At 63.3% G+C, this 14,702-nt stretch carries 12 protein-coding genes; 6 read left to right on the top strand and 6 right to left on the bottom strand.

All coding sequences use genetic code 11. The features are described 5' to 3' along the window. Positions 1-34: 34 nt before the first annotated feature. Positions 35-2,023 (top strand): hypothetical protein, encoded by a 1,989-nt coding sequence (locus ACEN9F_RS03905; RefSeq protein ID WP_413418022.1) that lies wholly within the window; start codon positions 35-37, stop codon positions 2,021-2,023. Then, positions 2,020-3,585, top strand: a complete 1,566-nt coding sequence (locus ACEN9F_RS03900; protein ID WP_413418020.1) for a metallophosphoesterase — start codon at positions 2,020-2,022, stop codon at positions 3,583-3,585. Before ACEN9F_RS03905 ends, ACEN9F_RS03900 begins: the two co-directional genes overlap by 4 nt. Positions 3,586-3,602: 17 nt before the next feature. Here the strand turns inward: ACEN9F_RS03900 and ACEN9F_RS03895 are convergent, their stop codons facing one another. The 5 genes from ACEN9F_RS03895 to ACEN9F_RS03875 form a co-directional block, all read right to left on the bottom strand. Further along, positions 3,603-5,297 (bottom strand): tannase/feruloyl esterase family alpha/beta hydrolase, encoded by a 1,695-nt coding sequence (locus tag ACEN9F_RS03895; protein WP_413418018.1) that lies wholly within the window; start codon positions 5,295-5,297, stop codon positions 3,603-3,605. Between the two features lie 94 nt (positions 5,298-5,391). Beyond that, positions 5,392-6,561, bottom strand: a complete 1,170-nt coding sequence (locus ACEN9F_RS03890; RefSeq protein ID WP_413418016.1) for an ABC transporter substrate-binding protein — start codon at positions 6,559-6,561, stop codon at positions 5,392-5,394. A gap of 21 nt (positions 6,562-6,582) precedes the next feature. Further along, positions 6,583-8,439 carry a feruloyl-CoA synthase gene (locus ACEN9F_RS03885; RefSeq protein WP_413418014.1) on the bottom strand — a complete coding sequence of 619 codons (1,857 nt, stop codon included), beginning with the start codon at positions 8,437-8,439 and terminating at the stop codon, positions 6,583-6,585. Between the two features lie 9 nt (positions 8,440-8,448). Further along, on the bottom strand, positions 8,449-9,894 hold the full coding sequence (locus ACEN9F_RS03880; RefSeq protein ID WP_413418012.1) for an aldehyde dehydrogenase: 1,446 nt from the start codon (positions 9,892-9,894) through the stop codon (positions 8,449-8,451). A 31-nt stretch (positions 9,895-9,925) separates the two neighbouring features. Beyond that, a complete protein-coding gene (locus tag ACEN9F_RS03875; protein WP_413418010.1) occupies positions 9,926-10,759 on the bottom strand; it encodes a p-hydroxycinnamoyl CoA hydratase/lyase in 834 nt (277 codons plus the stop codon). 90 nt (positions 10,760-10,849) lie between these two features. Here ACEN9F_RS03875 and ACEN9F_RS03870 point away from each other — a divergent pair, with 90 nt between their 5' ends. The 3 genes from ACEN9F_RS03870 to ACEN9F_RS03860 all read left to right on the top strand — a co-directional run bounded on the left by ACEN9F_RS03870 (position 10,850) and on the right by ACEN9F_RS03860 (position 12,811). After that, positions 10,850-11,308, top strand: coding sequence for a MarR family winged helix-turn-helix transcriptional regulator (locus ACEN9F_RS03870; protein WP_413418008.1), 459 nt, complete (start codon positions 10,850-10,852; stop codon positions 11,306-11,308). A gap of 106 nt (positions 11,309-11,414) precedes the next feature. Beyond that, a complete protein-coding gene (locus tag ACEN9F_RS03865) occupies positions 11,415-11,975 on the top strand; it encodes a dihydrofolate reductase family protein (protein ID WP_413418006.1) in 561 nt (186 codons plus the stop codon). Between the two features lie 185 nt (positions 11,976-12,160). Next, positions 12,161-12,811: a glutathione S-transferase family protein gene (locus tag ACEN9F_RS03860; RefSeq protein WP_413426958.1), complete on the top strand. Its 651-nt coding sequence runs from the start codon at positions 12,161-12,163 to the stop codon at positions 12,809-12,811. 52 nt (positions 12,812-12,863) lie between these two features. On the opposite strand, the gene ACEN9F_RS03855 is transcribed toward ACEN9F_RS03860, so the two are convergent. Next, complete coding sequence (locus tag ACEN9F_RS03855; protein ID WP_413418004.1) at positions 12,864-14,165, bottom strand: cation:proton antiporter; 1,302 nt, start codon at positions 14,163-14,165, stop codon at positions 12,864-12,866. An 84-nt stretch (positions 14,166-14,249) separates the two neighbouring features. On the opposite strand from ACEN9F_RS03855, the gene ACEN9F_RS03850 reads away from it, so the two are divergent. Then, on the top strand, positions 14,250-14,702 hold the full coding sequence (locus ACEN9F_RS03850) for a nuclear transport factor 2 family protein (RefSeq protein WP_413418003.1): 453 nt from the start codon (positions 14,250-14,252) through the stop codon (positions 14,700-14,702).

Below are 14,702 nucleotides of genomic sequence, written 5' to 3'. Positions count from 1 at the left end.
GTCATGGCAAAAGACTAATGACGGGAGCCTCCAGATGGACTACCTGAAGCATGGCCGATGGACGATTTGCCGGTGGCTTGGCATGTGCATTGCGTTGTTGCTTGCCGGGTGCATGACGCTGGATGCGGCGCGTCCAACAAACCAATGGCGGTTGACGGATGTGCTGCTGTCGCCCGCTGCCATCCTGTCGGAACCGATGCCTATGCTGCCGGTGTTAAGGCCGGTGGAGCCTGGCCCCGAGCCGGTCGTGCCGGCGGTTGTACCGCCGCCGCCATCGAATTTTCTAAGCTGGAATTTTTGGGCTTCGGATTCACCCAAGGCAAAGTCGCTTCCTGATATCGCCAAAACGATCAAGCTGAATAAACCGCAATTCATGTGGTTCAGGGTATCCAGCATCGACCATTCGCTGGCCCATAAGGGCATGGGCAAGATTGGACTATCGGGCACGCTGGGCAGTTATATCGATCAGCAAAAAAGCGATGAAAGGCAGGGCAAGCTCGATTTCTTCGCGCTCGTTGTCGCCGCCGATCCCACCGCCATCGCGATACCCAAGAGCCAGCAGGCGCGCGAATTCAGCATCGACATGGACAAGCTCGCGACCTCGCCGCCAACCAGCCTGGGGACGATGCCACCCGAGCAAAGCCTGGATGCGTCGACGATCGGCGAATTCAGTGTCGAATTTACCGCACTGAAACCGGGCAAGCATCGGCTTGGGATCGTGCTGGTGGAGAAGCGCTCGGGAATACCGATGCAGACACTGTCCATCGAGGTGAGCCCGGAGTCCCCGGGCGATAACCAGATCGCCAGTCTCGGCAAGAATGTCGGGCTGACCGTGGCCGATACGGCGACGGCCGACTTCTCGCTAGTCTTGTATGATTTGCCGTCAGAGAGCGGGACATCAATGGTCGCTTTGCTGATCGCGCATGACCACGCCACCGGAGCCAACCGATTCTTCTCATGGAATACCGGCAAGGGCATGGCGGAGCTGCAGGGCAACATCAGCGCTTTCCGGTCCAGCCTGGAGACCCCGCTGTCACCCGAGGAGCAAAGAGAGCTGTCATGGCAGTTCGGCCGCTCGCTGTTCGAACCCGTCATCAGTTCGCCGCCCGGGGCGCTGTCGCCGGATAACCAGGAGATGGCGGGCCAGGCCCGCGCCGCGCTGCTCAAGGCGGCCCGCGATTCGGATACGGAAGCCCGCGTCCCCACGCTGCTGGTCCGCTTGGTGCCATCCGATCCCCGTCTGCAGGATGACTTCTTTTCTCCCACATTGCCGGTCGGTTCAATCGCCTTGGGCGACAGCGCCGAGAGCGCGATCTATCTGGGTGAACGGATGATTGTGGCGCTGCTACTACCGGGACACGTCATCGATGACAAAGCCGCCTGTCCCGATAGCTGGTACGTGGCGAAGCCGCCGCAAGATATCGACGTGGGCGACGCGGTGTCGGTCGCTGCCCGCGACAGCGGCAAGTTCTGGGAGGTCATGAAACCGGACATCAAACAGCAATCGTTGTCGCTCGCGGAGCTCAAAGGTTTTCTGGTTCCCGCCGGAAATGACAGCGCGAAAAAATCCGTCGTCATCAGTTATCTCGGTCACAACCGCGGCAAGGGTGAGCTCTACATTAAGCGCGAGGAGGGCAGCGTCGCATCCTGGACCTTCCGGCAGAAGTTCACTCCCTCGTCGGTGGCCATCATCAACGCCTGCGAAGTGGCGACAGACGTGATCGAGCCAGGTTCCGTGATAGGAGCGCTGTCGAAGCTGCGCGTAGGCACGATGATCGCGACGATCTCACCCGTGTCGGGCCAGCTGGCCGGCGCGTATATGCGCTGCATGGCGTCGGTGCTTTCCATAAAAAAAGAGCTGACCGTGGGAGAACTGCAGCTGCGCACAACGCAATGCCTGTTCTCCAAGGCCAGCGGCGAGAAGTGGGGCGGCGACAAGGCCTACTTTAGCGGCAGGGCGATGAACTATTTCCTGGTCGGAAATCCATATCAAAAAATTTGCTCACCGAAGGAGGCGCCATGAAGCTGGGTTCTTTGCTTGGAACTGTCGTACTGGCGTGCCTCTTGTCCGGCGTGGCATTGCCTGCGGATGCCGCGTCCGGGCGTTCCGTGATCGCGGTCAGCGACCTGCACGTGGGAGCCGGCATGGACGCGAGCGGCAAATGGAAGCCGTTCGAGGACTTTCGCTGGGATGCGGATTTCTCCGGCTTCCTCAACCATCTGTCCGCCACGCATGGCGACAAGGTCGATCTGGTGCTTGCCGGCGATGTGTTTGAATTGTGGCAGTCGCCGACGATGATCTGCTCCAGCGATCTTTCTCATCCGGGATGCGAGGTCAAGGACTGCGTTTCGCCCGGGCGCGACCTGAGCTGCTCGGAGGCCGATGCGGTCGCACGGCTAAAATATGTGCTGGATCACCACCCGCAGTTTGTCGCGCTGCTGAAGAGCTTTGCGGCGAAAGGGCAGAACCGGATTTATATCGTGCCGGGTAACCACGACGCCGCGCTGTTGTTCCCCAAGGTGGCTGAACTGTTACGCAGCTATTTTCCGGCGCTTTCGATCAGATTGGAAACGGCTGGATACTGGTTGTCGGAGGATGGCCTGATCTATGCTGACCACGGTCATCAGTTCGATCCGTTCAACAAATTTTCCAACTGGCCGGCGCCCTTTGAGGTGAAGAACGGCATCCGCTATATCAGCAAGCCCTGGGGCGAGAATATGGTCAAGGAGTTCTATGAACAGTATGAGTACATATTCCCGACTATCGATAACCTGGGCAGCGACCTGGAGGGTATCAAATACGGACTGGCGCGCGCGACGAAACTGGAGTCCTCCGTTGCCGTCGCCAATCTGCTCAGGTTCCTGATCGTGCTGCAATCGTTCCGCCAGCGGCTGGACCTGCTTGGTGACGACAAACCGTCCGTCGGCAGCGCCAAATGGGACTATGAGGCGATACGGCAAAAGCCCGCCACGTTCTATATCGATACACTGGGCGATGAGCCGGCGATGAAGGCGGCTGCGGAGTCGTTGTTGCCCTTGGCATCGCAATTCGATGGGGCCGCGTGGACGCGGGAAGAAATCGATCAGATTTGTCGTAAGAAAAAGCTGTTGAATGAATCTGGGCCGACCAAGGGGGAAATAGCCACCTGTCCGTGGAAGGACCCCACCATGGGTGCGATCGCGGGGATGGCCGATACGGACTATTCCGCCATGCGCGCATATCTGGTTAACGTGCTACCGCTGGTGGCGGGCGCGCGGCCGGCGCTGGCGGACCTGTATATCTACGGACATACACATCAGGCCGTTCCTGAGAAAAAGCTGAAGCTGGGCGACACCAGCTTCGGCTACCACCAGATAAAATTCATAAACACCGGCGCCTTCCAGCGGGTGGCGACACTGGACAAGGTGAATCAGATCGCCGCAACCAAGGGAGCGTCGGCCGTCCTGAATCCGGAAGACTTGCCCGCGTGTTACACCTATGTGCTGGTCTCCCCTTACGCGGACAAGCCGGCGTCGCAGTTGCGGACCTGGTCGCAGGGCGGCGATCAACTGTGGTCCAGCGCTGCCGGGCGCTGCCTGGACTGAGCGCCCGGGCTGCGCGCTTACTCGCAGCTGAAGTTGGCGGCATCCTCGATGCTGCCGCTACCCTTGTACTTCGCTGCTTTCGGATAAGGGCACAGCGGACGGCTGCGGGTGGCGGACCAGCTGGCCGGCAGGTCGGTGTTGGCGCCGCCCGCGTTGCCGCCGGCGCGCACGCCGGCCTGCACGCTGTCCGGCGCCTTGCCGCGTTCCACCCAGTCGACCAACGGCGTCAGCATGTCGAATTGATCGGCGGTCGGGCCGCCGGAACAATGGTTCATGCCCGGCACGCTGAAATAGCGCGAGAAGTTCGACGCATCGCCGCCATTGGCGGTGCGCAGCGCGTTGTACCACGCGGTGGTGTCGTCGCTGGAGAAGATCGGATCGCTGGTGCCGTGGTAGACCATCATCTTGGCGCCGCGATTCTTCAGCGTGGAGAGGTTGGATGGATTCGGCGGCAGCATGAACGAGATTGCGCTTTCGGTGTAGGTCGCGTTGGTGGCGTTGACCTTGGCCAGCATGCTGGCCAGGTCGCCGGTCAGCGCGAAAATCGGACCGTTGAACGTGGCGGCGTTTTCCGGAGGCGTCTGCCAGACCAGGCCAACCGCGCCGGAGTCCAGGGCGAGTGGGAAGGCAAATTTCCACATGGCCCAGCCGCCGGTCGCCAGCCCGGCATCATACGGGAAGCTGGAATAGATCCTGGTGCCCGCCGCCGTCGTCGCGCCGGCGAACAGGCCGCCGATCGCGGTCTTCTGCGCCGCGCTCAGGCAGGTGCCATCGCGTGATCCACTGCAGGTCGGTACGTCGCGATTCAGGTCGAACGCGGCCTGGCAGGCTTGCGTGTTCTGCACCAGTCCATCGGCGGCGCCGTCGAGCGCGTCGCATTTGGCCAGTACCGCGTTGGAGACCAGCGCGCGCTCCGCCTGCGTGAAGCCGGTCGACAGGTCGCCGGGCGTGGCGGCCAGCGTATTGTAGGTCTGGGCACCGGCGATATTGGCGATCGCCGCCAGCGGCAAGCGGAAGCCGGGGTTCCCGACCAGGAAACCGTCGTATTGGTCGGCGTAGCGTGCCGCGGCGACCATCGTGTGGCGCCCGCCGTTGGAGCAGCCGCCGATGTAGGAGCGGTCCGGCTTTTTGCCGTAGGCGGTTTCGATGATGCTCTTGGCCATGGGCGTCAGCTTGCCGACCGCCTGGTAGCCGTAGTCTAGCCGCGCTTGCGGATCGATGCCGAACAGCGTGTCGGGCGAACCGTGACCGGCATCCGAACTGATGACGGCGAAGCCCATGTTGAGCGCATTGTCCAGCGGTCCGCCGCCGCCCACCGTTCCGGTGGCGGTCACCACGTTGCCGTCGGCGCCGCCGTTGGCCTGGTAGAAGAAGCGGCCGTTCCAGTTGTTCGGCAGGCGCATTTCGAAGCCGATGGCGTAGCTCTTGCCGTCGACAGGGCTGGTGCGCTTGTACATCTGGCCCGTGACCTGGCAATGCGCGGGTACCGGCTTGCCGGCGATGGTCAGCGCGCCGGCATCGATGGCCTTGGCGCCGGTGATGGTGGTGTTGGCGATGTTGATTTTGGTGGCAAGGTCGGTGCAGGAAGCCAGCGCGGCGCCGGTGGCTACGGACAGCTGGGGCAGGCCGGAAGCCTGCGTGGTGTTGGATCCGCCGCAGGCGGTGAGCAGCAGGGCGGCCGATGCCGCCGCCGTCAGATGGATGCTTTTCATACGAGTTGTCTCCTCTATTCGTAAAGCGATGGACGTGCCGATCCGCGCAGCCTTCTATGGGCTGCGTCCGGACCGGCTGCGGGTGCTGCGGGGACTAGTTAGGCATCACGTCCTTGAGGACGCCGATCGGCTGGTTAACCAGCTTGCCATTGACCTTCTTGACTTCGCGGATGTACATGTTCTGGATGATGTCGCGCGAAGCCGGGTCGATGCTGATCGGGCCGCGCGGGCTGTCCCACTTCATGTTGGACAGCACTTGCAGGGCCTTGTCGCCGGTGACGGCGCCATTCAGCTTGCGGATGGTTTCGTAGATCATGCCCATGGTGTCGTAGGCGGCGACGGTGACGAAGGTCGGCGGCAGCGATTTCGGCAGTGCGACGGCATACGCGGCCAGGAAGGACTTGTTGGCCGGGTTGTCCAGCGCCGTCGAGTAGTTCAGCACCGTGACGGCGCCCAGCGCGCGGTCGCCCAATGCGTCCAGCGTCGGCGAGTCGCTGGTCATGTCGCCCACGCCCAGGAACTTGACGCCCGCCTTGTCCAGGCCCTTGTCGCTGAAGGCCTTTAGTACACCGGTGCCATCTTCGGCGCCGGGCGCGAAGAAGAACAGCGCGTCCGGCTTCTCATCCTTAATGCGCTGGATGAAGGGTGAGTAGTCCGGGTTCGCCAGCGGCACGCGCGAGGAGCCGATGATCTTGCCCCCGCCCGCAGTGAAGCCCTTGGTGAAGCGCGCTTCCGCATCGATACCGGTGCTGTAGTCGCTGACCAGCGTGTAGACCTTGCCGACCTTGTTGGCGGCGGTCCAGGTGCCGAACGGCTCGGTCATCTGTTGCATCGTCATTCCGGTGCGCAGCATGTACGGCGACTTGGACGTGATGCCCGTGGTGACCGCGTTCATGACGATCATCGGGATCTTGGCCTGCGTGGCGATCGGCGCCACCGCCAGCGCGCTAGGCGTCAGCGAGAAGCCGACCAGGAAGCTGACCTTGTCGCGCGCGATCAGCTCCTGCGCCGCGCGCTTGGACATATCGGCATTGGTGCCGCCGTCGTCGCGGTAGATGACTTCGATCTTCTTGCCCGCCACCTTGTCGCCATACTGCTGCATATAGGTCTTGATGCCGTCCTCGAACGGCTTGCCGGTATTGGCGAACGGCCCGGTCAGCGCGGCGATGACGCCGATGCGGATGGTGTCCTGCGCTTGCGCCACGCCGCCCACCAGCGCCATGCTGACCGCAACACCGATACATGCCAGTTTTTTTAATTTCATATCGTCTCCTGTCGTTTTAATTTATGCAGCGATGATTACTTGTGGATCTGTGCCTTCATACAGCAATACAACGGTGGCCGCGCGGCGCGTGAGCACCGCCGACTGATTGATGGAACCCTTGTCGGTCAGCTCGCGATGGTCGATCGATGGCGGTTCCGCCTGCAGCAGCAGCCGGTCTATGCGCATCGAAGAGCCGCTGGCATCGGTGTTCAGACGGTTCAGCAGGGTGTGGAAATATGCGCGTACCGGCTCGCTGGCGAGAATCTGCTCGACGCTGGCGCCCGCGCCCAGTCCGGACAGCGGCAGGCAATGCTCCATGCGAGGGAACACCAGCAGGCCGATGGCGTTGCGGTCGATGCCGGTCACCACCGCGTCCATCACATACGGCGCCGCAGCGCTGATGACGCGCGCGCGCAGCGGGCCGACGCTGACGAAGGTGCCGGTATTGAGCTTGAAGTCTTCGGCGATGCGGCCGTCGAACATGAAGCCCAGTTCCCGGTGGCCCGGATCGACGAAGCGCAGCGCGTCGCCGGTGCAGTAATAGCCATCGGCGTCGAAGGCCGCCGCGGTCAGGTCCGGCGCCCGCCAGTAGCCCGGCGTGACATGCGGGCCCTGGAAGCGGGCTTCCAGCTTGTCGCCGGACGGCACCAGCTTGACCTTGCAGCCCGGCGCCGGCACGCCGACGTAGCCGGCCTTGATGATGTCGCCGGTGCCGAAGGTGCAGGAGGGCGAGGTCTCGGTCATGCCCAGGCCTGTCATGATGCGGATCGACTCTCCGCACTCGGCGATGGCGGCCGCATCGAGCCGGTCCCACGCAGCCTGCGACAGGCCGGCGCCGGCGCACAGGAACAGCTTCACGCGCGAAAAGAATGTCGCGCTCAGTTTCGCATCGGCCGCCATGGCGTCGGTCAGCATTTCAAATCCCTTGGGGATGTTGAAGTACATGGTCGGCGCGATCTCGGCCAGGTTGCGCAGCGTGACGGCAAAGTCGCGCGGCGTCGGCTTGCCGTCGTCGAGATACAGTGTGCCGCCGTTGTACAGCACGATGCCGACGTTATGGCTGCCACCGAAGGTATGGTTCCATGGCAGCCAGTCCACCAGCACCGGCGGCTCCTCGCCCATGAAGGGGAAGGTTTGCAGCAGCATCTGCTGGTTACTGCACAACATGCCGTGCGTGGTGATGACCGCTTTGGGTTTCTTGGTCGAGCCGGACGTGAACAGGAACTTGGCGATGGTCTGCGCGGTGACGCCGGCATGCGCCGCTTCAACGCTGGACGGCGAGACGTCGAGCAGGGCGCCGAAGCGGGTGGACTTGTGGCCGGCGACGTCGCCCACAGCGAGTATCAGTTCCGCGCCGGCGGGCATCACCGCCGCGATGGCGCGGCTGAACGCGGTGCCGTCCGAGGCATAGATGGCGCCCGGCGTCAGCTGGGCGATCAGCTCACCGAGCTTGCCGTAGTCGGTGGCCACCAACGAGTAAGACGGCGACACCGGCGCATACGGTATGCCCGCATACATGGCGCCCAGCGCGAGCTGGAAGTGTTCCAGGTCGTTGCCGGACAAGATCACCAGCGGACGCTCCGCCGACAGGCCACGGTCCAGCAGCGCCTGGCCGATGCTGCGCGCGCGATCCAGCACCTGGGCGTACGACAGCCGTATCCACTCGCCGTCCACGCCGCGCCGCGCGACCAGCGTACGGTCCGGGTGGGCGAGGGCGCCCGATTCCAGGCGGTCGGTAAAGCGCGGCGGGAAATCGTCGAGCGGCGTGACGGCATCCACGTGCCACCGGCCGTCGGCCTGGTAGGCGGCGATCTGCGGGTTGCCCAGCTTGACCGGGCGGCGCCTGACTTCCGGCGCCGCAGTCAACGGTTGGTTCATGCGGCCTCCTTAAATCGGATAGTGGCGCGGCGTGGTCTGGATCGTGATCCAGCGCAGCTCCGTGAATTCAGCAATCGCCGCCTTGCCGCCGAAGCGCCCCTGGCCGCTGCTCTTGACGCCGCCGAACGGCATCTGCGCTTCATCGTGCACGGTCGGGCCGTTGATGTGGCAGATACCCGATTCGATGCGCTTGGCGACCGCCATCGCGCGCCCGACGTCGCGGCTGAACACCGCCGACGACAAGCCATACTCGCTGTCGTTGGCGAGACGGATCGCTTCTTCGTCGGTGTCGAAGCGCAGCACCGAGACGATGGGGCCGAAGGATTCCTCCTGGTAGACCTTCATCTCCGGCGTGACGCCGTCGACGATGGCCGGCTGCATGATGTTGCCCTGTACCTCGTCCGAGCTTTGCAGCACGCGCGCGCCGCGTTGTTGGGCGTCGCGCAGCATGCCGGCCACGCGGTTGGCGGCGGAGGCATCGATCATGCCGGTCAGCGGCGCGTCGGTGTGGGCCGCTTTCAGCGTCGCGGTCTTGGCTGCCAGCTTGTCGAGGAATTGATCCGCGATCTTCCGGTCGACCAGGATGCGGTCGGCCGACATGCAGATCTGGCCCTGGTTGAAGAAGGCGCTGAAGGCCGCGCCTTCCACGGCGGCATCGACGTCGGCGTCGTCCAGTACGATGATCGGGTTCTTGCCGCCCAGTTCCAGCAGCACCGGCTTCAGATGCGTGGCGCAATGCTGGGCGATGATGCGGCCTACGTGCGTGGAGCCGGTGAAGTTGACACGGCGGACGGCCGGCGCGGCGATCAGCCGTTCGACGATCTTCGGCGCGTCCTGCGGCGCGTTGGTGATGACGTTGACCACGCCTGGCGGGAAGCCCGCTTCATCGAACACGCTGCCGATCAGGCGGTGCAGGGCCGGGCACAGTTCCGACGCTTTCAGGATCACGGTATTGCCGCAGGCGAGCGGCATGGCGACGGCGCGGGTGCCGAGGATCACCGGCGCGTTCCAAGGCGCGATGCCGACCACCACGCCGCAAGCCTGGCGCATGCCCATCGCCAGCGATCCCGGCACGTCGGACGGGATCACTTCGCCGCTGATCTGGGTGGTCATGGCCGCCGCTTCGCGCAGCATGTTGGCCGCCAGCGTGACATTGAACTGATACCAGACCGGCGCGCCGCCGGCTTCGGCGATGCCGCGCTCGACGAATTCGGCGCGGCGCGACTCCATCACGTCGGCGGCTTTGAGCAGCAGGGCCCGTCGCGCGCCCGGCAGCATGGCCGACCAGGCGGGGAAGGCGTCCTGCGCGGCCTTGATGGCGCGGTCGACGTCGGCCAACTGGGCGGCGGCGGCGCGGGTGGCGACTTCGCCGTTGGCCGGGTTACGCCGCTCGAAGACAGCAGCGTCCTGTGCGGCCACTGCCTGGCCGCCGATAAGCAGATCGGTATTGAACATGGTGGTCTCCTGATTTTTTTATTGTAGAGGTTTAACCGCGTTTGTAGGTCTGCAGGCCGGGCTTGATGGTCTTCTCATCGAGGAACTGCTTCAGGCCCTGGGCGCGGCCTTTTTCCGGATCGCGGTAGTTGGACTGGTCGACTTTGGCGTACAGGTAGTCTTCGCCTTGTTCCCAGGTCAGTTCGCGGCAGCGCTTGAAACCGTGTTTGGCGATGCGCAGCACCGTCGGCGACTTGGCCAGCAGCTTTTCCGCCAGTTCGACCACATGGGCGCGCAATTCGGCGCGCGGCACGCTCTTGTTGACCAGGCCCATCGCGGCCGCTTCCTGGCCGGTGAAGGTGTCGCCGGTCATGATGTAGTGCAACGCCTGGCGATGGCCCATGGTGTCGGCCACGGCCTTGCTGACCAGGTTGCCCGGCGGGATGCCCCAGTTGATCTCCGACAGGCCGAACACCGCTTCGTCGGCGGCGATGGCGAGGTCGCAGGCCACCAGCGGCGAGAAGGCGCCGCCGAAGCACCAACCGTTGACCATGGCGATGGTCGGCTTGGAGTACATGCGCAGCAGCTTCCACTGCCATTGCGAGCAGTCGCGGCGCAGCTTCTCCTGGAAGATCTCCGGCTTGCCGTCGTTCTCGCGGAAGTATTCCTTCAGGTCCATGCCGGCGGTCCAGCTGTCGCCGGCGCCGGTCAGCACGATGACCTGGGCATCCTCGTCCAGTTCCAGCGTCTCCAGCACGTCGCCCATCTCGCGGTTGAGGGTAGGGCTCATGGCGTTGCGTTTCTCCGGCCGGTTCAGGGTGATCCAGCCGATGCCGTTTTCAACATCGACCTTGACGGTTTCCCAGCGCGCTTCGTATTTGGACATACAATATCTCCTGTGTGTAAGTTTGTTATCAGGCTGCCTGATATGTGCCTTATACTATACCCACCTCTAACGTTTTACAAGTTGATTTTTATGGCGAAAGCAAATTCGGCAAATTCCGATTCCAGGCCGATGGGACTGGCTTATCTGGTGGGGCGGCTGGATCATGTGTTGAACAAGCGGCTGCGCGACTGCTGCGCGCCGGCCGGCTTGACGGTGCCGCAGTACACGGCGCTGTCGGTGTTCCGCGCGCACGGCGCGCTGTCGAACGCTCAGCTGGCGGTGCGCACGATGATGGCGCCGCAGTCGGCCAACGAAATGGTGAAGGCAATGGAAGCGAAGGGCTGGATCGAGCGTACCCCCGATCCGGCGCACGGCCGCATCATCCAGATCCAGCTGACCGGAGAAGGACATGCGATCCTGGGGCAGTGCGACGCCAAGGTGCGCGAGGTGGAGATGCAGATGTTCCCCGACATGAGCGACCAGGAGCGCGCGCAGCTTCACGCGCAGCTGAAGGCGGCGGTGCGCGCCCTCAGCCTTGAGGGGCTTTAGGGCCTCCTGGCATCGCCGTACAGACCTGACTAATCTACGTTAGCCGCGCGAAGTATTTGTCGATAAGCGATATTCCATCGGAACACCCAACTTGGAGGAGACTCGCATGGGACTTCTAACCTTCAGCCTCAACGTCACCCTCGACGGTTGCGTCGACCATCAGGAGGGAGTCGCCGACGACGAGACGCACGCCTTCTTCACCCGCCTCATGGACGAGGGTGGGGCGATGCTCTGGGGACGCACCACCTACGAGATGATGGAGAGCTACTGGCCGGCGGTCGCCCGCGGCGATGTGGCGGTGCCGCCGGCGGTGCACGAATGGGCGCTCAAGTTGGAGACCAAGCCGAAGTACGTCGTGTCGTCGACGCGAACGGACTTCCCGTGGACCAACACCCACCACATCGCCGGCGACTTGCGCTCGGGTGTGCAAAAGCTCAAGGACGCGACCCCGGCCGGCGTGCTCCTCGGTAGCGGTAAGCTCGCGACCGAGCTGGATCGGCTGGAACTGATCGACGAGTACAAGTTCCTCGTTCACCCCAGGATCGCCGGCCACGGCCCGACCCTGTACCAGAGCGGGCTGCCCAACACGCGACGGCTTGAGCTCGTATCGGCGAAGCCGTTCAGCAACGGCGCGGTCGCCATGCACTACAGGCGGTTGCGCGGCTAACAATCGGCTGCAGCGGAATGGGGCGAGGACGAAACCATCGCGTCGGGAAGATATCCCATCTTGTCCAGTAGACATAAGCGTACTTAGTGAGTAGACTGCAATGATGCATTAATGTAACTACTTTCCTGATTGCGCAGTCTTGGCGATTGTGGCATAGCATCGTACGCGAGTGACCAATGGAGAATGTGTTGACACCGATCACACTGTACGGTGCTGAAGCATCCGGTTCCGTCGCTGTTGAGGCGGCACTTACGCTGCTGGATATTCCCTACTCACTTGTCGAAGGCGCCACGTGGGCCGCGGAGTCGGCGCGCGAGCGAGTAGCCCCCCAGAATCCGATGCGCCAGGTGCCCACGCTCGTGCTTGCCGACGGCGAAGTCATGACCGAGAGCGCTGCAATCCTGCTATACCTCGCCGATGCTTATCCGACAGGGCATCTGGCGCCAACAGCCACGGAAGAGTCGCGGCGTCAGTTCTTGCGTTGGATGGTCTATGTTTCGTCGGCCATCTACTCCCTGCACTGGATCAAGCCGGATGTGCAACGCATCGGAGCGCCGGTCGAGCTTCGAGAAGCCGTGGTCGACGCTGTACATGACCGAATCGCGTTCTGCTGGAGCAACATGGATGCGCAACTGGCGCCTGGCCGCTACCTCCTGGGAGATCGGATGACAGTCCTCGACTTGTATGTGACGGTCGTTTCGCGCTTTGGGCCATGGCGTACACGGTTCTATGAAGTCGCACCCAGGATGGCACCCGTCGTCCGCCGGGTTGACGCAGACGCTAGACTCCGCGATCTCTGGGCCAAGCGATTTCCCTTTGACGAGGGTTGGGAGTGAACATCAGCTGGTGCCCTCGCAAGCGTTCTGGAGTCTACTATCCGTTCAAGCCTTAGTAGCGCTTGCGCCAGACCGTGTCCATCAGCGGCTTGACGCTGAAGCCGTGGACCAGGATCGACAGCATGATGACGAACAGCGAAATGCGCGTCAGCTGCGCCGCGAGGTCGGCGGGCAGTCCGGCCTCGATGGCGAATACCAGGTAGAAGATCGAGCCGATGCCGCGTACGCCGAACCATGCCGTCATGGCGCGCAGCCGCATGCTGGTGTCGCTGCCGATCAGCCCCGCGTAGACGCTCAACGGCCGAGCGATCAGGAACAGGAAGGCGGCCAATCCCAGCGCATCCCATTGCAGGCTTTGCAGCGAGATCATGCCGCCCAACAGCAGCACCAGCGTCAGCTCCGACAGGCGTTCCAGGTGCTCCTTGAACACCAGCGATTCGGCACTGACCGTGAGCGGAGCTTCGTGCGTTTCGCTGGCCTTGGCCACTTCCGATTTCGCGGTGTCCGGCTCCATCAAGCCCTGGCGGTCTTTCGGCGCACCCGCCAGTACAAGCTCCGTCTGGCGCAGCGCGACGGCGGCGAAGAACACGGCCAGGAAGCCGGAGGCCTTGAGCAGGCTCGCCGTGCCGTAGACCACGGCGATCATGCCCAGTCCAACCAGGTCGTCCATGATCTCGTGGCGGGGCTCGACGATGCGCAATTTCCAGCCCAGCCGCGCAAGACCTGCGCCGGCCAGCACTCCAATCGCCACCGCGCCCAGCGTGGACCATACGACATCGACCAGCAGCCAGTGCGGATAGTTACCGCCGTTGTCGCCGATGCCCAGCATGCCGAGGCCGAGCAGCACAAAGGGGAAGGCACTGCCGTCGTTCATGCCGGCTTCGCAGGTGAGCGTGAAGCGCAATTGGTCCTTGTCGCCCGCGTGGCGCACCTGCACGTCGGTGGCCAGCACCGGATCGGTGGGCGCGAGTATGCCGCCCAACAGGACGGCCGCGCCGGCCGGCAGCTGCAGCAGGTAGTAGCCGAATAGCGCCACCAGCCCCACCGTCAGCGACATCGACAGCCATGCCAAGCGCAGCGGCGCATCCCAGCGCCGGAACTTGAACGGCACCGGCATCTTGATCCCGGCAGAGAACAGCGATATCAACAGCGCGATCTCGGTCAGCACCTGGAAAAGCGCGGACTGCGTAGTGGGATCGAAGTTGAAGATATCCAGGACGCTGGGACCGAACAGCAGGCCGACGCCAAGATAGACGATGGCGGAGGTAAAGGGCGACCGCGAAATCGTGGTCGCCGCCAGGCCGCGCGCCAGCATCAGGCAGCCGACCAGCAGGAACCATTGATTTGTACTCACGATGCCTCCTTCAAGCGCAGGGTAAGGCGGATTTTGTTACTTGTCTGTGGGATAGGGCACTGTGGACGGGTTATACTGCGGGGCATGAAAAAACGTTTACTCTCCCTATGCCTTGCCATTCCCCTGACCTCGCTGGCTGCGCCATGCCTGCCGTCCGCCGCGCTGATCGAGCGCGACGCCCAGTACGAAGAAGCCTTGCGTGTTGGCGATGTGCCGTTCCTTAAAGAGTGGCTGGCCGATGAATACGTGTGGGTGCATTCACTGGGCTCGCAGATCGAGACCAGGGCCGATATTCTTGCGCGCTCCGTCAAGCCGGCAGTGATCTACAAGGCGCGCACGCCGAGTGATGTGCGCGCCCATGTGCAGGGCGATACCGTGGTACTGCGTGGCCTGAGCACGGTCGAGCAGTGGAATGCGGACGGCAAGACCTTCCGCAGCAACCGCTATCAGTTCATGCGTACCTATGTGAACGTCGGCGGCGCGTGCAAGCTGCTGTCGGTGCAGACCATGAAGGTCTGGTCCAGCGAGGCCAAGTGA

The sequence above is a fragment of the Duganella sp. CT11-25 genome (assembly GCF_047302815.1).
GTDB lineage: Bacteria > Pseudomonadota > Gammaproteobacteria > Burkholderiales > Burkholderiaceae_D > Rugamonas.
The sequence above is the reverse complement of the archived record's forward strand: the minus strand, read 5'-3'. Positions and strand labels throughout refer to the sequence as shown.

Bases quoted from the DNA above. Each gene is read 5' to 3' on its own strand.
- ACEN9F_RS03900 (WP_413418020.1), top strand. From the start codon at position 2,020: ATGAAGCTGGGTTCTTTGCTTGGAACTGTCGTACTGGCGTGCCTCTTG.
- ACEN9F_RS03870 (WP_413418008.1), top strand. From the start codon at position 10,850: ATGGCGAAAGCAAATTCGGCAAATTCCGATTCCAGGCCGATGGGACTG.
- ACEN9F_RS03905 (WP_413418022.1), top strand. From the start codon at position 35: ATGGACTACCTGAAGCATGGCCGATGGACGATTTGCCGGTGGCTTGGC.
- ACEN9F_RS03890 (WP_413418016.1), bottom strand. From the start codon at position 6,561: ATGAAATTAAAAAAACTGGCATGTATCGGTGTTGCGGTCAGCATGGCG.
- ACEN9F_RS03885 (WP_413418014.1), bottom strand. From the start codon at position 8,439: ATGAACCAACCGTTGACTGCGGCGCCGGAAGTCAGGCGCCGCCCGGTC.
- ACEN9F_RS03880 (WP_413418012.1), bottom strand. From the start codon at position 9,894: ATGTTCAATACCGATCTGCTTATCGGCGGCCAGGCAGTGGCCGCACAG.
- ACEN9F_RS03895 (WP_413418018.1), bottom strand. From the start codon at position 5,297: ATGAAAAGCATCCATCTGACGGCGGCGGCATCGGCCGCCCTGCTGCTC.
- ACEN9F_RS03865 (WP_413418006.1), top strand. From the start codon at position 11,415: ATGGGACTTCTAACCTTCAGCCTCAACGTCACCCTCGACGGTTGCGTC.
- ACEN9F_RS03850 (WP_413418003.1), top strand. From the start codon at position 14,250: ATGAAAAAACGTTTACTCTCCCTATGCCTTGCCATTCCCCTGACCTCG.
- ACEN9F_RS03875 (WP_413418010.1), bottom strand. From the start codon at position 10,759: ATGTCCAAATACGAAGCGCGCTGGGAAACCGTCAAGGTCGATGTTGAA.